The 18808-nt window shown below is 68.6% G+C and carries 15 protein-coding genes; 11 read left to right on the forward strand and 4 right to left on the reverse strand.

From position 1 onward, the window contains the following. The first annotated feature begins 53 nt into the window (after positions 1 to 53). From mutL to zapE, 9 genes are all read left to right on the forward strand, one after another. On the forward strand, positions 54 to 1934 hold the full coding sequence (mutL, locus tag J1C47_RS12535) for a DNA mismatch repair endonuclease MutL (protein WP_207351109.1): 1881 nt from the start codon (positions 54 to 56) through the stop codon (positions 1932 to 1934). Between the two features lie 132 nt (positions 1935 to 2066). Then, positions 2067 to 3809 carry a tetratricopeptide repeat-containing sulfotransferase family protein gene (locus J1C47_RS12540; RefSeq protein WP_207351110.1) on the forward strand — a complete coding sequence of 581 codons (1743 nt, stop codon included), beginning with the start codon at positions 2067 to 2069 and terminating at the stop codon, positions 3807 to 3809. A 127-nt stretch (positions 3810 to 3936) separates the two neighbouring features. Next, on the forward strand, positions 3937 to 5250 hold the full coding sequence (gene xylA, locus J1C47_RS12545) for a xylose isomerase (protein WP_207351111.1): 1314 nt from the start codon (positions 3937 to 3939) through the stop codon (positions 5248 to 5250). 265 nt (positions 5251 to 5515) lie between these two features. Further along, positions 5516 to 6973: a xylulokinase gene (xylB, locus tag J1C47_RS12550; RefSeq protein ID WP_207351112.1), complete on the forward strand. Its 1458-nt coding sequence runs from the start codon at positions 5516 to 5518 to the stop codon at positions 6971 to 6973. A 119-nt stretch (positions 6974 to 7092) separates the two neighbouring features. Then, positions 7093 to 7353, forward strand: coding sequence for a hypothetical protein (locus J1C47_RS12555; RefSeq protein ID WP_207351113.1), 261 nt, complete (start codon positions 7093 to 7095; stop codon positions 7351 to 7353). A 6-nt stretch (positions 7354 to 7359) separates the two neighbouring features. Further along, positions 7360 to 8250, forward strand: coding sequence for a pyridoxal kinase PdxY (pdxY, locus tag J1C47_RS12560; RefSeq protein ID WP_207351114.1), 891 nt, complete (start codon positions 7360 to 7362; stop codon positions 8248 to 8250). 122 nt (positions 8251 to 8372) lie between these two features. Further along, complete coding sequence (locus tag J1C47_RS12565) at positions 8373 to 9020, forward strand: carbonic anhydrase (RefSeq protein ID WP_207351115.1); 648 nt, start codon at positions 8373 to 8375, stop codon at positions 9018 to 9020. Positions 9021 to 9231: 211 nt separating this feature from the next. Beyond that, positions 9232 to 9807, forward strand: coding sequence for a protease inhibitor Inh/omp19 family protein (locus J1C47_RS12570; RefSeq protein ID WP_207351116.1), 576 nt, complete (start codon positions 9232 to 9234; stop codon positions 9805 to 9807). Between the two features lie 167 nt (positions 9808 to 9974). Then, positions 9975 to 11153 carry a cell division protein ZapE gene (gene zapE, locus J1C47_RS12575; protein ID WP_207351117.1) on the forward strand — a complete coding sequence of 393 codons (1179 nt, stop codon included), beginning with the start codon at positions 9975 to 9977 and terminating at the stop codon, positions 11151 to 11153. Positions 11154 to 11393: 240 nt separating this feature from the next. On the opposite strand, the gene J1C47_RS12580 is transcribed toward zapE, so the two are convergent. From J1C47_RS12580 to J1C47_RS12595, 4 genes are all read right to left on the reverse strand, one after another. Then, positions 11394 to 11558 carry a DUF1328 domain-containing protein gene (locus J1C47_RS12580; RefSeq protein ID WP_207351118.1) on the reverse strand — a complete coding sequence of 55 codons (165 nt, stop codon included), beginning with the start codon at positions 11556 to 11558 and terminating at the stop codon, positions 11394 to 11396. Between the two features lie 189 nt (positions 11559 to 11747). Continuing rightward, positions 11748 to 13574 carry a flavin-containing monooxygenase gene (locus tag J1C47_RS12585; RefSeq protein ID WP_207351119.1) on the reverse strand — a complete coding sequence of 609 codons (1827 nt, stop codon included), beginning with the start codon at positions 13572 to 13574 and terminating at the stop codon, positions 11748 to 11750. 320 nt (positions 13575 to 13894) lie between these two features. Next, complete coding sequence (locus J1C47_RS12590) at positions 13895 to 14149, reverse strand: hypothetical protein (protein ID WP_207351120.1); 255 nt, start codon at positions 14147 to 14149, stop codon at positions 13895 to 13897. A gap of 473 nt (positions 14150 to 14622) precedes the next feature. Next, positions 14623 to 15012, reverse strand: a complete 390-nt coding sequence (locus J1C47_RS12595; RefSeq protein ID WP_207351121.1) for a septal ring lytic transglycosylase RlpA family protein — start codon at positions 15010 to 15012, stop codon at positions 14623 to 14625. Positions 15013 to 15457: 445 nt separating this feature from the next. Between J1C47_RS12595 and J1C47_RS12600 the strand changes: the two genes are divergently transcribed. Both J1C47_RS12600 and serA read left to right on the forward strand, forming a co-directional pair. After that, positions 15458 to 16633, forward strand: coding sequence for a phosphoserine transaminase (locus J1C47_RS12600; protein ID WP_207351122.1), 1176 nt, complete (start codon positions 15458 to 15460; stop codon positions 16631 to 16633). A gap of 417 nt (positions 16634 to 17050) precedes the next feature. Further along, positions 17051 to 18658, forward strand: coding sequence for a phosphoglycerate dehydrogenase (serA, locus tag J1C47_RS12605; protein WP_207351123.1), 1608 nt, complete (start codon positions 17051 to 17053; stop codon positions 18656 to 18658). Positions 18659 to 18808 lie beyond the last annotated feature (150 nt).

Below are 18808 nucleotides of genomic sequence, written 5' to 3' on the forward strand. Positions count from 1 at the left end.
GGCCGGACTAGAAAGGCGGCGGAAGGAAAGCGCCGCCAAAGAGAGGAGGCCCCGTGCCGATCGTCCAGCTCGACGAGCATCTGATCGACCAGATCGCCGCCGGCGAAGTGGTCGAGCGGCCGGCGAGCGTCGTCAAGGAACTGCTCGAGAACGCCATCGACGCCGGCGCGAGCCGCATCGAGATCGCCACCGCCGGCGGCGGCAAGACGCTGCTGCGGGTGAGCGACGACGGGTGCGGCATTCCCGAGACCGAGCTTCGGCTCGCCGTGCGCCGCCACTGCACGTCGAAGCTCGCCGGCGGGCTGGAACAGATCGCCTCGCTGGGCTTTCGCGGCGAGGCGCTCCCCTCGATCGGCTCGGTGGCCCGGCTGTCGCTGCGCTCGCGCACCGCGGGCGCTTCCTCCGCCTTCGAGATCCTCCTCGATCACGGCCACTGCGAGGGGCCGCGGCCGACGGCCCTGTCCCGCGGGACCGTCGTCGAGGTGCGCGACCTCTTCCAGAAGGTGCCGGCGCGGCTGAAGTTTTTGAAGAGCGACCGTGCGGAAGCCACCGCGATCACCGACGTGGTGCGCCGCCTCGCCCTCGCCGAGCCGGAGATCCGCTTCGAGATCACCGGCCCGGACCGGTCGCCGACGGTGTTCGAGGCCGCCCGCGACATGGGCGAGCGAATCGCCCAGGTGCTCGGCGAGGGCTTCGGCGAGAACGCCGTCACCATCGACGCCGAGCGCGAGGCGGTGCGGCTGACCGGGCTCGCCGGCCTGCCGACCTTTTCGCGCGGCAATTCGCTGCAGCAGTTCCTGTTCGTCAACGGCCGCCCGGTGCGCGACAAGATGCTCGTCTCGGCGCTGCGGGGCGGCTATGCCGACGTGATGGCGAAGGACCGGCATCCGGTCGCGGTCCTGTTCCTCACCCTCGATCCGGCGCTCGTCGACGTCAACGTCCATCCGGCCAAGGCGGACGTGCGCTTCCGCGATCCCGGGCTGATCCGCGGCCTCCTCGTCGGGGCGTTGCGCCAGGCCTTTGCCGAATCCGGCCTGCGCTCGTCGAGCGAGGGGGCTGCCGGCGTCCTCGCCCGCATGCGGGCAGGGGCGGGCTCCGTCACCCCGGCGCCCCGGCGCTTCGACGGCTTCGCGCCGGGCGGTTACGCCGCCGCTGCGGGGCCAGGGCCAGGGCCAGGGCCAGGGTCAGTCCCGGGCCGCGGCTTCGCCGCGCCGCATCAGGCGCCCTACGATCCCGGCGCCTCGCCGTTCCGCCCGCTGGCGCCGGACGCCGCGCTCCTCGACCGCCCGTCGCCCGCGCCGCAGCCGCTACAGAGCGTCGAGCCGGGCGAAGCGGCGGAGGCTCCGGGCGGCGAATTTCCGCTCGGCGCGGCGCGGGCGCAGCTCCACGGCAACTACATCGTCGCCGAGACCGAGACCGGCCTCGTCATCGTCGACCAGCACGCCGCCCACGAGCGGCTGGTCTACGAAACGCTGAAGACGGCGATCCACGGGCGCCGCCTGCCGTCGCAGATGCTGCTGATCCCCGAGATCGTCGACCTGACCGAGGACGACGCCGAACGGCTCTGCGAGCATGCCGGGGAACTGGCGCAGCTCGGCCTTGCGGTCGAGCGCTTCGGCCCGGCCGCCGTCGCCGTCCGGGAAACGCCGGCGCTGCTCGGCCAGGTCGACGTTCCGCGCCTCGTGCGCGACCTTGCCGACGAACTCGCCGAATTCGGCACGCGCGACTCGGTGAGGAGCCGGATCGACCACGTCGCCGCCACCGTCGCCTGCCACGGTTCGGTGCGGTCGGGGCGCATCCTCAAGCTCGACGAGATGAACGCGCTGCTGCGCCAGATGGAGAAGACCCCTTCGGCGAGCCAGTGCAATCACGGTCGGCCGACCTTCATCGAGCTCGGTCTCGCCGACATCGAGAAGCTCTTCGGGCGGCGCTGAGCACCGGCAGCGGCGGCGCAAGGTGGCTTAGGCGGCTTGGGGGGCTTGGGCGGCTTTTCTGAAGCGCAAGCTTCGCGATCTTCTGGCGGGCTAGGAAGGCGGCGATCGCTTGTCACCGGAGCCCGCCACGCCATGCCGCAGTCACGCCTGTCCGCCGACCGTGCCGTGAGGAAGGTCCGCACGCTTGCGGCGAAGGGCCGGATCGGCGAGGCGCTGACGCTGGCCTCCGCCGAGATCCGGCGGTTTCCCGACGACAAGCGGCTGCAGGCGGAATTTGCGACGATCAGCCGCCGGGCGCCGGCGGCGGCGCTGCCCGTCGAGGCCGAGATCGAGCGGCTGAAGGCGCTCTACGGCGAGGGTCTGTTCGAAGAGGTCGTCGCCGGCGCGAGCCGGCTCGCGCCGCATTTCCCGCGCTTTCCCATCCTGCCGAAGCTTCTCGGCGGCGCCTACCAGCAGCTCGAACGCCACGACAGGGCCGCCGGCGCATTCCGGCTCGCCGCCCTCCTCACGCCGAACGACGTTTCGGTGCAGCGCAATCTCGGCGCGGTCCTCGCCAAGCTCGGCCGTCACGGCGAGGCGGTCGCGGCCTTCGACGCGGCGCTGCGTCTCGATCCGGCCGACTACCGCACCACCGGCGTCCGGGCGGTGTCGCTCGCCGCGCTGTCGCGCCAGGCCGAGGCGATGGCGGGCTTCGACGCGGCCATCGCGCTCGCGCCGGCCGACCTCGCCTTGAAGCACGATCGGGCGCTCGCCGAGATCGCCTTCGGCGAGACCGAGGCGGCGCGCACGACGCTTGCCGCAATTCTCGAACGCGCGCCGCACCATGCGGAGAGCCACGCGACGCTGAGCCGGATCCGCCGCTACGGCGCCGGCGACCCGCACATCGCCGAGATGGAGGCGATCCTCGAACGCGGCGGGCTTTCCGAGGAAGGGCGCGTCCATCTCCACTTCGCCCTCGGCAAGGCCCATGACGAGGCCGGCGACACCGACCGCGCCTTCTCCCACTTCGCTGCGGCGAACCAGCTGAAGCGCCGGCAGCTGCCCTACGCCGTCGACGCCCAGGCCGCGATGTTCGCAAAGGTCCGCGACGGCTTTGCGGCAGGTTTCGTCGAGCGCTTCGCCGGCCACCGCCCGGCCACCGCGCTGCGGCGCCGGCCGATCTTCATTCTCGGCATGCCGCGGTCGGGGACGACGGTGACCGAGCAGATCCTCGCCAGCCACTCCATGGTCCGCGGCGGCGGCGAGATGCGGGCGTTGCGCAACGCCGTGCAGCCGCTCTTCGACCGCCTGGTCGGCCAGGACGAGGCGGCGGCGCTGGAGGCACTCGGGAAGATCCGCGAAGCCTATGGCCGCGCCCTCGACGAGATCGGCGGCGACGAGCCGGTGGTCACCGACAAGATGCCGGCGAACTTCGTCTTCGCCGGCTTCCTGCCGCTGATCTTCCCCGAAGCGACGGTGATCCATCTGAGCCGCGATCCGATGGCGACCTGCTGGTCGAACTTCCGCCAGCACTTTGCCGAGGAGGCCAACGGATACGTCTACGACCTTGCCGATCTCGGCCGCTACCACCTTCTCCACGACGCGCAGATGGCCTTCTTCAAGGCGCGGATGCCGGGGGCGATCCACGAACTCGTCTACGAGCGGCTGACCGAGGATCAGGAGCGCGAGACGCGGGCGCTGCTTTCCTGGTGCGGTCTCGACTTCGAGCCCGCCTGCCTCGACTTCCACACGCTGCGCCGCCGCGTCGAGACGGCGAGCCGGACGCAGGTGCAGCGGCCGATGTATCGCGGCAGCTCGGACGAATGGCGTCGCTACGCGGCGCATCTCGGCCCGCTCGCCGAAAGCCTCGGCATCGCAGACGCCGCGGCCGGCTGAGCCGGGCCCCCGGGCCGCGCATGGGCCGGCACGGCCGGCCTGCTTCCCGCTTGCGTTCGACGATCGGCTCGCCTAGGCGTGACGGCGACAGCGTATACATCGCCGCAGGCGCAAGGGAGACCAGCCGATGTCGTCCTCGAGCTTTTTCGACCGCACCACCCCCGTCGCATTCGAAGGCCCGGACAGCCGCGATCCGCTCGCCTTCCGCTTCTACGACAAGGACCGCGCGGTGATGGGCAGGCGCATGGAGGACCAGCTGCGGTTCTCCGTCGCCTACTGGCACTCCTTCACCTGGCCGGGCGGCGACCCGTTCGGCGGCGAGACCTTCAACCGGCCCTGGATGCATGGCGCCGACCCGCTGGAACTCGCCAGACGGAAGGCCGAGGTGGCCTTCGAGATGTTCCGGCTGCTGGACGTGCCGTTTTTCGCCTTCCACGACGTCGACGTCGCGCCGGAGGGCGAGACGCTGCAGCAGTCGATCGACAATCTGAAGGCCATCACCGACATCTTCGAACGGAAGATGGAGAGCGCCAAAGTGCGCCTCCTCTGGGGCACCGCCAACCTCTTCTCCAACCGCCGCTACATGGCGGGCGCCGCGACCAATCCGGATCCGGACGTCTTTGCCTATGCGGTCGGCCAGGTGAAGGCGGCGATCGACGCGACGCACCGGCTCGGCGGGGCGAACTACGTCTGCTGGGGCGGGCGCGAGGGCTACGAGACGCTGCTCAACACCGACATGAAGCGCGAGCTCGACCAGCTCGGCCGGTTCATGGCGATGCTCGTCGACTACAAGCACAAGATCGGCTTTTCCGGCCCGATCCTGATCGAGCCGAAGCCGAAGGAGCCGACCAAGCACCAGTACGACTTCGACGTCGCGACGGTCTACGCCTTCCTGCAGAGATACGACCTCCTCGCCGACGTGAAGCTCAACATCGAGCAGAACCACGCGATCCTCGCCGGCCATTCCTTCGAGCACGAGGTGAAGCTCGCCTTCGCCACCGGCATCTTCGGCTCGCTCGACGTCAATCGCGGCGACGACCTGCTCGGCTGGGATACCGACCAGTTCGCCATGGACGTGAAGGAGATGGCGCTGGTCTTCCACGAGATGCTGAAGAACGGCGGCTTCTCGACCGGCGGCCTGAACTTCGACGCCAAGATCCGCCGCCAGTCGATCGATCCGGACGATCTGCTGATCGCCCATGTCGCCTCGATGGACGCCTGTGCGCGGGGTCTGCTCGCCGCCGAGGCGATGCTCGAAGACAAGGCGCTGACCGGGCCGATCGAGGCGCGCTATGCCGGCTGGGACAAGGCCGAGAGCAAAGCGATGCTGGCAGGGGAAATGACCCTCGAACAGATCGCCGAAAATGCGCTGTCGCTGAACCCGCAGCCGAAGTCCGGCAAGCAGGAGATGCTGGAAGGCATCGTCAACCGCTACGTCTGAGGGCGGCCGCCGCCGGAAGGGCGGCGCTTCGAAGTCGACGGGCTCGTCATCCCGGGCTTGACCCGGGATCCATTCCTCGGTGTTAGAATATCCTGTCCGCTCGAGACAAGTCCACGACGTCGCGTCGACGCGTCCAACAGGTGGCGAAGATTTGGAATGGATCCCGGCTCACGGCCGGGATGACGACCTTTCGAGACATCGCTTGCAGATCTGCTGACGGCGGCGTGAGGCCGCCAAATTCACGCTGAACGGAAGGCACTCGGCCATGACCAGCTATCTCGGCCTCGACCTCGGCACGTCTTCGCTCAAGGCGCTGTTGATCGGCGAAGACCAGGCGGTGATCGGCTCGGCCTCGGTGCCGCTCACCGTCGAGCGGCCGCATTTCGGCTGGTCGGAGCAGAACCCGGAAAGCTGGATCGTCGCCTGCGAGGCGGCGCTCGCCGAGCTTCGCGCCAAGCACGGCGAGGCGTTCTCCGCGATCGCCGGCATCGGTCTCTCCGGCCACATGCACGGGGCGACCGTCCTCGGCGAGGACGGCAAGGTGCTCCGACCCTGCATCCTCTGGAACGACACCCGCAGCCATGCCGAGGCGAAGGCGCTCGACGACGCGGAAGCGCGGGCGATCACCGGCAACATCGTCTTTCCCGGTTTCACCGCGCCGAAGCTCCTGTGGATGCAGGCGCACGAGCCGGCGCTCTTCGAACGAACGAGGCTCGTCCTCCTGCCGAAGGACTATCTGCGGCTCTGGCTGACCGGCGAAGCGGTGTCGGACATGTCCGATGCGGCCGGCACCGCCTGGCTCGACACCGGCAGGCGCGACTGGTCGGGCCGGATGCTGGAGCGGACGGGCCTGTCGCGCGCCGCCATGCCGGGGCTCGTCGAGGGCACCGAGGCTTCCGGGGCGGTGCGCAACGTCATCGCCGAACGGTTCGGCCTGAAGCCCGGGGTGGTCGTCGCCGGCGGCGGCGGCGACAATGCCGCCTCGGCCTGCGGGGTCGGCGTCGCCGCGCCCGGCACCGGCTTTCTCTCGCTCGGCACCTCCGGCGTCCTCTTCACCGCGACGGCCGGCTACCGTCCGGTGCCGGAGACGGCGCTCCACACCTTCTGCCACGCGATCCCGGGCCTCTGGCACCAGATGGGCGTGACGCTCTCGGCGGCCGGCTGCATGGAGTGGCTGTCGAAATTCTTGAAGGAGGAGCCCGCGGCGCTGACCGGAGCGCTCGGCGAGACGATCGAGGCGCCCGGCCGGCTGATGTTCCTGCCCTATCTTTCCGGCGAGCGGACGCCGCACAACGACGCCGACATCCGCGGCGTCCTCGCCGGGCTCGAAAGCGACACCTCGCGCGAGGCCGTCACCCGGGCCGTCCTCGAAGGCGTCGCCTATTCGATGCGCGACTGCCTGGACGCGGCCGGGGACACGCCGAAACCGGAACGGCTGATCGCCGTCGGCGCCGGCTCGCGCTCGGCCTACTGGCTGGAGCTGATGGCGACGGTGCTCGAAACCGAGATCGCGCTGCCGGCGGCGGGCGATTTCGGCGCGGCCTTCGGCGCCGCGCGGCTCGGCATCACGGCGGCGACCGGCGCCGATCCGGCGAGCGTCGTCTCCATGCCGCCGATGGCGAGAACCTTCGAGCCTGTGGCCGAGAAGATCGGTGCCTTCCGCGACGCGCACGCGCGCTACAGGGCGCTCTATCCGGCGGTGAAGGCGGCGATGGCGGGCTAGCGGCGCCGCCTTCCGTCGGCCGCCCGCGCGCGGCCGGCGAACCGACTTCTTCGGCAGGGGACGGGCCGAAAGGCCATTCGCTGTTGCCCTTGCCGGCCAATTCGTGAAGATGGGAGCACATGAGCGGCAACCTTCACGACGACGACGAGCGCCAGCGCGAGGCGAACGCGATCCTCGAGCGCGTGCGCCAGGAGACCGATCCGCAGATCGGCGCCCACAGCCTCGCGATCCTGACGCGGGCGGGCGACCATTTCCTCGCCCGCGACGTCGACCCGGCCGACCGGATCGAGGTGCTCGGCACGCGCATCGGCCGGCTCGCCGGCATCGTCGGCTTCCTCGTGTTCGCACTGCTCCTGGCAAGCCAGTTGCTGAAAGGCTGAGGCGCGATGACCAACGACCAGGACAAGGCGGGCGAGCGCCCGGCTGTCATCTCGATCGCGAGCCACGTGGTGCGCGGCTCGGTCGGCAACCGGGCCGCCGGCTTTGCGCTGGAATCCCTCGGCTTTCCGGTCTGGTCGGTGCCGACGGTGACGCTGTCCTGGCATCCCGGCCACGGCCCGTCGACGCGGATCGTGCCGCCGGCGGAGGCCTTCGCCGCGATGATCGACGATCTCTGCGGGGCGCGCTGGCTCGGCGAAGTCGGCGCCGTCCTCACCGGCTATTTCGGCGCCAGCGACCAGGTCGGGCCGGTGGCGCGGCTGATCCGGGCGGTGAAGCGCTGCAATCCGGGGGCGCTGATCGTCTGCGACCCGGCGACCGGCGACGGCGGCCGGCTCTACCAGCCGCGCGAGACGCTGGAGGCGATCTCGGCCGAGATCCTGCCGCTCGCCGACATCGCGACGCCGAACCGCTTCGAGCTCGAATTCCTCACCGGCCTCGAGCTTTCCGACAACCGCGAGCTGATCGAGGCGGCGAGCGCCCTCGGCCCGCGCACCGTCGTCGTCACCTCGGCCTTTCCGATGCTGCGGGGCGGCACCGGCAACCTCCTCGTCGACGACCGCGCCGTGCTGCTCGCCGAGCACCGGCTGATCGAGAACGCGCCGAAGGGGCTCGGCGACCTGACCGCCGCAGTGTTCCTCGCCAGGCTGCTCGCCGGGGCGACGCTGGAAAAGGCGCTGCAATCGGCGACCGCGACGGTCTTCGAGCTCCTCGCCCGCACCACCAAGCGCGGCGCCGACGAACTGACCATCGAGACCGACCTCGACAGCCTGAAGCATCCGATGGCGATGGTGCAGCTGCGCCGGCTCGGCCGCTCGATGCCGAAGCAGCCGGCATGAGCCGGGCTGGGACGGAACGCGGCGCCGCCTTGTCCGGCGGCACCGGCGGGCCTTTTCATTTCTGCCGGACTGTGTAAGCAGAACGATCCAGCGTGCGATGCAGCACGGCGTTGGAGAAAACCATGGCAGACCTTCTTCCGGACCATCTGCTCGCGGGCTACAAGTCCTTCATCGAGAAGCGACTGCCGGGCGAGCGCCAGCTCTTTCGCGAACTCGCCGACAAGGGCCAGCATCCGAAGACGATGGTGATCGCCTGCTGCGATTCCCGCACCGCGCCGGAGACCCTCTTCGACAGCGCGCCGGGCGACATCTTCGTGCTGCGCAACGTCGCCAACCTGGTGCCGCCCTACGAGCCGGACGGCGAGTACCACTCGACCTCGGCGGCGGTGGAGTTCGCGGTCAATTCGCTCGGCGTCGAGCACATCGTCATCCTCGGCCACGGCAATTGCGGCGGCATCCACGCCGCGCTGTCGCCTTCGGCCGAGCCGCTGTCGCCCGGCGACTTCATCGGCAAGTGGATGAGCCTTCTCGATCCCGCGGCCAAAGCCGTCGGCGCCAACGAACTGATGACCGGGCGCGAGCGCCAGTCGGCGCTCGAGCGCATCGCCATCCGCTATTCCCTGCGCAATCTGCGCAGCTTCCCCTTCATCGCCGCGCTGGAGGCCGACGGCCGGCTGTCGCTGCACGGAGCCTGGGTCGACATCTCGTCCGGCGAGCTCTGGGCGATGGACCCCGAGAGCGGCGACTTCTCCAGGACGGTCGACGACTAGGACGGCAGGCAGGGCAGGTCGTCTCGGGGGACGCGCCCTCAGGGTTACCGAATGGTGACGGTATTGGTGGATTGTTGTCCCGGCGCGCGGCGATCTGTCGCGTTTTGAACCAGCGACGTCTTGCGCAGCCTGTGGTCTCTCCGCTTTATGGAGGTCAAGCAACGGCGCTGGCGCAGCTACGCCGCGCCGATCGTCTGGGGGAATCTTGCTCATGAAACATCCGGTCAGGTTCGCGGCCGTATCGCTCGCGCTTCTCGCTGCGGCGGGCTGCTCGCGATCGATGTCGCCCTATTCCGACAATTCGCCGCCGCCGCTGACGCCGGTGCCTTCGGGCCAGGTGGCCTCGAACCAGCTGCCGCCGCCGCCTCCGCCGCCGCCGCCGTCGAACGACACCGTGACCAGCCCCGATCAGGTGGCGACCGATCTCGAGACGACGCCCGGTACCGCCACCGGCGACCAGCCGGCGACCGAGCCGAAGAACACCCAGGTGGCGAGCGTCAGCCAGCCGGCGCTGTCGCGCAATTCGGTGCTCGGCGCCTACAAGGTGACCACCGACGGCGGCAACTGCCAGATCATCCTGTCGCTCACCAAATGGTCCGGCGGCTATCGCGCCGCCTCGCGCGGCTGCCCCGGCAAGGTCGCCGACGTCTCGGCCTGGGACGTCTCGGGCGGCCAGGTCCTGCTGAAGGATTCCGGCGGCTCGAACGTCGCCAACCTCTCTTCGGCCGGCAAGGCACGCTACGAAGGCCGCACCACCGGCGGGCAGGCGATCACGCTCTATCGCTGAGGCCGGACGGCGCCCGCCCGCCGGCGGGGGGCCGCACGGCCCGATCCGGGCGGGCCGGGGTCTGCCGACCATGCTCGGCCGCCCGCTACGGTCGGCAAGGACTGCCGCCCGGGCGCCCTGCGGCTGCGCGTGACGATTTCGAACTGCCGAAGGAAACGCACGGAACCATGGCCCCCAGCGCAACCGTCGAGCCGAAGCCGCGCCAGGGGCCGGTGCGCTCTGCGCTGGAGCGGCTGATCGCCGCCCGCGAGATCGAGCCCGATCCGCTGCAGCGCCATCTCGCCGACCGGCTCGACGCGCTGGACCGGCGGCTTTCGGCCGAGATCGGCGCCTCGAAGAAGAGCGCGCTCGGCTGGCTCTTCGGCAAGAAGCGCGAAGCCGATCCGGTCAAGGGCCTTTATGTCTACGGCGACGTCGGCCGCGGCAAGAGCATGCTGATGGACATGTTCTTCCGCCAGACCGCCGTCGCCGCCAAGCGGCGCGTGCACTTCCACGCCTTCATGGCCGAGGTGCACGAGCGGATCGGCGAACATCGCCGCGCCCACAAGAACGGCGAGGTGCGGGGCGACGACCCGATCCCGCCGGTCGCGGCGGCGATCGCGGCGCAATCCCGGCTGCTCTGCTTCGACGAATTCACCGTCACCGACATCGCCGACGCGATGATCCTGTCGCGGCTGTTCAAGGCGCTGTTCGCGAACGGCCTCGTCCTCGTCGCGACCTCCAACGTCGCGCCGGACGCGCTCTATCCAGACGGCCTCAACCGGCAGCTCTTCCTGCCGTTCGTCGAGGTTCTGAAGAAGCATGCGGAAACCTTCGAACTTGCCGGCGCCGAGGACTATCGTCTGGCGTTTCTTGGCGAGGAGGACGTCTATCTGGACAGCCGCGATCCGTCCGCCGCCGAGCGCATCGACGCGGCCTGGGAGCGGCTTCTCGGCGGCGGCAGGGAGACCACCGCGTCGCTGTCGGTGAAGGGGCGGACGATCCCGGTTCCGCGGGCCGGCAACGGCGCCGCGCGGTTCGCCTTCGAGGACCTGTTGAAGCGGCCTCTCGGGGCCCAGGACTATCTGGCGCTGGCACGGCGATTCCACACGCTGGTGGTCGAGGACGTGCCGGTGATGGGCGAGGCGGAGCGCAACGAGGCGAAACGCTTCATCACCCTCGTCGACACCTTCTACGATGCCGGCCGGCGGCTGGTGGTCTCGGCCGAGGCGCCGGCCAACGCGCTGTATCAGGGCCGCAGCGGCACCGAGGCGTTCGAATTCGACCGGACGGCCTCGCGGCTCTTCGAGATGCGCTCGTCGGAGTATCTCGAGCGGGCGAACGGGGAGCAGACCCGGGAGGGGTGATCCAGCCCGTCGAGCCCTCCCGGCCCGCCGGCACCCTCTCGACCGTTGCAAATCCAATGGGTCAGCGTCGTACGACCGAAAGATCGTCGTGGTGGATCTTCGACGATATTTGGCGCGCTCACCTCTTCCGCTGACCTTCGGCCGGCAGGGGGTCGATGCGAGACGCCCGGCTCCGTGGACGAAAAAGGCCGCCCCGTCGCGAGACGGAGCGGCCTTATCGATTCCGGTATCGTCCGAAGGTCAGATCGCCCGGCGACGGCCGAAGATCAGCGACAGGACGAACAGAACGATCGCGACGAAGAAGATGATCTTGGCGATGCCGACCGCGGTGCCGGCGATACCGCCGAAGCCAAGCACGGCCGCGATCAGCGCGACGATGAGGAAAGTAATGGCCCAACCGATCATGGTCGGTACTCCTTTTCACGAAGAGTTTAGTTGGCGTAGTAACGGCCCTGTCCGGGAAAAGTTGCAGACGCGCCGGTGATTCTTTTCGCCGGCGACCGTATGAGCGCGAGCGCATGACCGGGCGGCCGGCCGGTGCAGCCGGCCGCCGGTCTCGATCGGCCTTCGCGGCCGGATCGGGCGCTGCGCCTTTCAGCGCCCGAGATGGTGGGTCTCCTGCAGGCCGAAGACCGGCGTCGGGATACCCTCCATCCGCGCCTTGAGCTGCAAGGCGAGATACAGCGAATAGTGCCGCGACTGGTGCAGATTGCCGCCGTGGAACCACAGATGCTCGATCTGGGTCGGCTTCCACATGTTGCGCTGCTCTCCCTCCCAGGGGCCCGGATCCTTCGGCGTCTCGGATCCGAGGCCCCAGACCTTGCCGACCTTGTCCGCCGCCTCCTGGCCGACGAGATCGGCGACCCAGCCGTTCATCGAGCCGTAGCCCGTGGCATAGACGATGAGATCGGCCGGGAGCTCCGTCCCGTCGGCGAGCTTGACCCCCGTCTCGGTGATCTCCTCGACCTGGCCGGCCTTCAGCTTGATCTTGCCGTCGATGATCAACTGCGAGGCGCCGACGTCGATGTAGTAGCCCGAGCCGCGCCGGAGGTATTTCATGAACAGGCCGGAGCCGTCGGCGCCCCAGTCGAGCTGGAAGCCGGCCTTTTCGAGCGCTTCGTAGAAGGCTTTGTCGACCTCGCGGATCTTCTCGTAGACCGGAATCTGAAACTCGTGGAGGATGCGGTAGGGGATCGAGGCGAAGATCATGTCCGCCTTGTGGGTGTCGATGCCGGCCTTCAGCGCCCGTTCCGAATAGAGATCGCCGAGTCCGTGCTCCATCAGCGGCTCGGAGCGCACGATGTGGGTGGTCGAGCGCTGCACCATGGTGACGTCGGCGCCCGCCTCGTAGAGCGCCGCCGCGATGTCGTGGGCCGAGTTGTTCGAGCCGATGACGACCGCCTTCCTGCCCTTGTAGGCGTCGGGGCCGGGATGCTGCGAGGAATGGTGCTGGTCGCCCTTGAACCGGTCCTTGCCCGGAAAGTCGGGGACGTTCGGCTTGGCCGACATGCCGGTGGCGAAGACCAGCTCCTTCGGCCGCAGCGTCACCGCCTCGCCGTCACGGTCGACGACGACCTCCCACTCACCCTTGTCTGCGTCGTAGCGGGCGCTCCTGGCGGTGGTCTTCGACCAGTAGTTCAGCTCCATCACCCGCGTGTACATTTCCAGCCAGTCGCCGATCTTGTCCTTCGGCGAAAACACCGGCCAGTTGGCGGGAAACGACAGATAGGGGAGGTGGTCGTACCAGACGGGATCATGCAGGCAGAGCGACTTGTAGCGCCTGCGCCAGCTGTCTCCCGGCCGTTCGTTCTTCTCGACGATGATGGTCGGGACGCCGAGCTGGCGCAGCCGTGCGCCGAGGGCGATGCCGCCCTGGCCGCCGCCGATGATGACGACCTGCGGCTGGGTCTCGTAGCCGAGGCTCTTTGCTTCCGCTTCGCGCTTTTCGAGCCAGCTCTTGCGGTTAAGTTCCTGGCCGTGCTCGGCGCCCATCGGCCGGCGCTCGCTCATCGGCTCCTCGAAGCCCTTGAGCTCCGTCATGGCGGTGAGGAAGGTCCAGGCCTTGCCGTCCTTCAGGCGGACGACGCCCTCGCCGCGGGCGACGCCGGTCTCGAAGGTGAAGAAGGCGGTGACGATGCCGCCGTCCTCGCCCGGCTCTTCCGAAAGGCGGAAATTCCGTGGCTTCACGCCGGCAAGGACGGCCGAGAGCATCGCCTCGACGCCGTCAGGGTTTTCGACCGTCTTGATGTTCCAGGTGAAGGCGATCAGGTCGCGCCAGAAGCTCGTCGCGGCGAACATCGAGGCCGCCTTTGCGGCGTCGTTTGCGGCGAGTGCCGCCTCGAAGTCCGACAGCCATTTCTCCGCCTTGGCGCGCGCGGAATTCGCCGCCGCCCCGGTCGGGCGGTCCAGGGTTTCGCTCATTGTCTCCTCCCACTCGGTTGAGGCCGGCGAGAGTGAGTTGCCGGTCCCCGCTACAGGTCCTCGACCGTCTTCGCCCCCGCCGTTCGACCGCGGCTTGGGTGGTGGCGACGCTCCTTAGGCCGGAGACCCAGTCCGGCGAGATTGCGCCGAGGGACGGACATGCGCAAGCGGCACCGATCACATCAGGGAGATCGGTGCCGCGCGGGAAGGGAGGTGGGATGGAAGGGGAGAACGGCGTTCGCCGCGATCCGGGAAAGTCGGGATAAGCGGGAGATGACCCGCGCTGTCAGGACGATGCGGGTTCGCCCGTCTGCTGCGGCCTACTGGCGGTCCTCGGGAAAGAACACCGGCCCGACCATGCGGATGCCGGTGGCGGTGCGGCGGATCTTCGCCGCCTTGGCAGGCGCAGACTCGCCCAGAACCTTTTCGCGGGACGTCGGAATCGGCAGGCTCGACAGACGAAGGCTCGAGACCTGGAAGCTTTCCTGAGAATTGCCGTCTTTTGCGGCCGCGACCGACGGCGCGAGGGCAAGTATAGAAAGGCAGGCGAGAAGGGTTCCGGTCTTGCTAAGCACTGGCTGCTCCTTGAGGACCTCGGGGGTGGTCCGTTCAACTTGCTGCCTAAAGGCTTTTGGAGGGCGCCGGGTTCCCCGCGCCGCAAAAAACCGTTGCCGAAACCGGTGGAAGAAACGGCGAAATCCCGCACGGCCGAATGGGCGGAATGCCGTGACCCGGCCGCTTCATGTCCCGATCAGAGGGCGACGAACGCCGCGTCGCCGCGGCTCGGGCGAGGATCGGAAGGAAGCGTCGACTTGAAGATCTGCGTCAGCGGAAGGATGCGGCCGGCGCGCCTTGCTGCCGGCAAAAAGTCTCCGGAACCGTGCCCGGGACGGCGCGCCGTCCTGGCGTCGCCCTTCGCCCCGGCGTCGCGCCGGGCGGTCGATCGGGTGGGAAAGCGGCAGCTCACCCATCCCCCTCGCGTTTCGAGCGTCCACGGAGACGACAGTGCCGCCTCACCCCTCGCAGTTGCCCGTCTTTCTCGTTCCCCTCAGAGGATGTCGAGCTTCACCGGCGCGGTGCCGGAGGAAAGCATGCCGATCCGCGACGCGGCCGCACGCGACAGGTCGATCACCCGGCCATGGGCGTAGGGCCCGCGATCGTTGATCCTGACGACGACGGACTTGCCGTTGCGCCGGTTGGTGACGCGCACCTTGGTGCCGAAGGGCAGCGACTTGTGGGCCGCGGTCATGGCGTTCATGTTGAACCGTTCGCCGTTGGCCGTGCGCCGTCCGTGGAAACGCTTGCCGTAGTAGGACGCGCTGCCAGCCGACGCCTTGACGCTGCCGGCGAAAGCCTCGGCCGACAGGACCGGCGCATTGGTCAGGGCCGGTGCGGCGAGGAGGGCAACTCCCAGGGCGATGGTCTTCACGATCTTCATCAGTGCTCTTGCTCTTTTCCCGTTGCGATGCGGCGCTCTTTCGGCAACGCCTTTGACGAAACCGTGATGAGAAACGGGCGGCAGGAAGATTTTTTCGGGGCAAGCGGAACCTTTTTCAGTTTCCCGCAACCTTCTGCCGGAAAAGCGGAAAAACGTGATCGCCCGGTGGCGGGAATGCGACGCCCGTGTCGCAATTCGGCGGAATGTGGCGGGCGACGGCCCGCTCGTCAGACGTCTTCTCGCACGCGTGCGATCCGTGCGCGGAATCGCCTTTCACGAGACCGCTGGCGGCTCCGCCGGAGGCCGCCGTGCCGACGGCATCTGGCGGCACCCGTCGCCGCATCCCGATTTCTTGGCTCTTGCCGCCGCTCCGGCTTTCCGCTATCTGCCGCGGCGGGACACCTCTCCCCAACGAGAGGCGCCTATCTGAAAGGGTAGCTACAAGATGGCGAACATTTCCAAGCCGGACCTGCGTCCGGCCAATCCCCGCTTCTCGTCCGGACCTTGCGCGAAACGACCCGGGTGGTCGCTTCAGGCGCTCGAAGATGCAGCGCTCGGCCGCTCGCATCGCGCCAAGGTCGGAAAATCCAAACTCCAACAGGCGATCGACGAGACCCGCGCGCTGCTCGGCGTTCCCGCCACCTATCGCATCGGCATCGTTCCGGCCTCCGACACCGGCGCCGTCGAGATGGCGATGTGGTCGCTGCTCGGGGCCCGCGGCACCGACGTCGTCGCGTGGGAGTCCTTCGGCTCGGGCTGGGTGACCGACGCGGTCAAGCAGCTGAAGCTCGCCGACGTCCGCAAGTTCGAGGCCCCGTATGGCGAGATCGTCGATTTCGCCGAGATCGACTTCGACCGCGACGTCGTCTTCACCTGGAACGGCACGACCTCCGGCGTGAAGGTGCCGAACGGCGACGCGATCCCGGCGGACCGCGCCGGTCTCACCATCTGCGACGCGACCTCGGCGGCCTTCGCCCAGGACCTTCCCTGGGACAAGCTCGACGTCGTCACCTTCTCCTGGCAGAAGGTGATGGGCGGCGAGGCTGCCCACGGCATGCTGATCCTTTCGCCGCGCGCCGTCGAACGGCTGGAGAGCTACTCCCCGGCCTGGCCGCTGCCGAAGATCTTCCGCATGACCAAGGGCGGCAAGCTGATCGAGGGCATCTTCAAGGGCGAGACGATCAACACGCCCTCGATGCTCTGCGTCGAGGACTATCTCGACGCTCTCCAGTGGGGCAAGGAGATCGGCGGGCTCGAGGCGCTGAAGGCGCGGGCGGACGCCAATCTCAAGGTCCTCGAGGACTTCGTCGCCGCGAACGACTGGATCGGCTTCCTCGCCAAGCGCCCGGAGATCCGCTCCAACACCTCGGTGTGCCTGACCTTCACCGATCCCGATCTCGTCGCCCAGTCCGAGGACGCCCAGAACGCCTTCGCCAAGGGTGTCGCCTCGCTTCTGGAGAAGGAAGGCGTCGCCCTCGACATCGGCGCCTATCGCGACGCGCCGGCCGGGCTTCGCATCTGGTGCGGCGCGACCGTCGAGGCCACCGACCTCGAAGCGCTGATGCCCTGGCTCGCCTGGGCCTATGCGCAACAGAAGGGCGAGCTGAAGAAGGCGGCCTGACGGGCGCCCGGCTTCCTGCTCGTCCCTCATCCTGAGATGCCACGGAAGGTGGCCTCGACGGGCGCGGGACGACAGGCGCCGGATCCCGCCCTTCGCCCTTCGAGGCTCGCTTCGCTCGCACCTCAGGATGAGGGGCTCGGGGCGCTCACTTTAGGCGTTCAACCTCGAAGCCTCGCCATCCCGGCCTCACGCCCGACCCCGACGCTTCGTCATCCCGGGCTTGACCCGGGATCCATGCCAAACCGCCGAACATGAACCGATCGGGCCGAGATCATCCTCGACCGAACTGCACGCCGAGAAGGCCGAGGAATGGATCCCGGCTCAAGGCCGGGATGACGACCAGGTTCAGCTTTCGCACTCGTTATTCAGCCGGCGCTGCCTTGAGGTTATGCGCCGCACCGAAAAGGACCACGCACCATGGCACCTCGCGTTCTCGTTTCCGACGCCCTGTCCGAAACCGCCGTCCAGATCTTCAAGGACCGCGGCATCGAGGTCGACTTCCAGCCGCAGCTCGGCAAGGACAAGGACAAGCTGCTCGAGATCATCGGCGACTATGACGGCCTCGCCATCCGCTCGGCCACCAAGGTCACCGAGAAGATCATCGAGGCGGCGACCAATCTGAAGGTGATCGGCCGCGCCGGCATCGGCGTCGACAACGTCGACATTCCGGCGGCGAGCCGCAAGGGCATCATCGTGATGAACACGCCCTTCGGCAACTCGATCACCACCGCCGAGCACGCCATCGCGCTGATGTTCGCCGTCGCAAGAGAGCTTCCCGCCGCCGACACCTCGACGCAGGCCGGCAAGTGGGAGAAGAACCGCTTCATGGGCGTCGAGATCACCGGCAAGACCCTCGGCGTCATCGGCTGCGGCAACATCGGTTCGATCGTCGCTTCCCGCGGCGTCGGCCTGAAGATGCGCGTCGTCGCCTTCGATCCGTTCCTGTCGGCCGAGCGCGCCGCCCAGCTCGGCATCGAGAAGGTCGAGCTCGACGAGCTGTTCAAGCGCGCCGACTTCATCACCCTCCACACGCCGATGACCGACAAGACCCGCGGCATCGTCAACGCCGCGGCGATCGCCAAGATGAAGGACGGGGTCAGGATCATCAACTGCGCCCGTGGCGGCCTCGTCGTCGAGGCCGACCTCGCCGCGGCGCTGAAGTCCGGCAAGGTTGCCGGCGCCGGCGTCGACGTGTTCGAGACCGAGCCGGCCAAGGAGAGCGTCCTCTTCGGCCTGCCGGGCGTCGTCTGCACGCCGCATCTCGGCGCCTCGACCACCGAGGCCCAGGAGAACGTCGCGCTGCAGGTGGCCGAGCAGATGGCCGACTATCTCATCCGCGGCGCGGTCTCCAACGCCATCAACATGCCGTCGATCACCGCCGAGGAGGCGCCGATCCTCACCCCCTTCGTCAAGCTTTCCGAATGCCTCGGCGCCTTCGTCGGCCAGGTCACGGAAGAGCCGATCAAGTCGGTCGAGATCGTCTATGACGGCACCGTCGCGGGCATGAACACCAAGGCGCTGACCTCGGCGGCGCTCGCCGGGCTGATGAAGAGCCAGGTCGCCGACGTCAACATGGTCTCGGCGCCGGTGATGGCGAAGGAGCGCGGCATCCAGGTCACCGAGTCGCGGCGCGACCAGTCGGGCGTGTTCGAGACCTACATCAAGCTTCAGATCAAAACCGAGAAACAGACCCGCGACGTCGCCGGTACCGTCTTTTCCGACGGCAAGCCGCGCTTCATCCAGATCAAGGGCATCAATCTCGACGCCGAGATCGGCCGCTACATGGTCTACACCACCAACAACGACGCGCCGGGCATCATCGGCCTGCTCGGCACCACCTTCGGCAATGCCGGCGTCAACATCGCCAACTTCCAGCTCGGCCGCAACCGGCCGGGCGGCGACGCCATCGCCCTTCTCTACGTCGATTCCCCGGTTCCGGACGAGGTGCTCGAGGCGGTGCGGGCCCACAAGGCGATCGCCAGCGCCAAGCCGCTGACCTTCGACGTCGCGGAAGTCACGGCCTGACGGCCGCTCTCCCGCGTCCTCATCCGCCATCCATCAGAAGCGAGACCGGCGACATTCGTGTCGCCGGTACTTTTTTGCGCGTTTTCGGCAATCGCTTCGCCTGTTATCGCAGGAGCGCCGGCGGACCGGCGAAGCGGCGGGATCATGCTG

This window comes from Jiella sonneratiae, from assembly GCF_017353515.1.
GTDB classification, from domain to species: domain Bacteria; phylum Pseudomonadota; class Alphaproteobacteria; order Rhizobiales; family Rhizobiaceae; genus Jiella; species Jiella sonneratiae.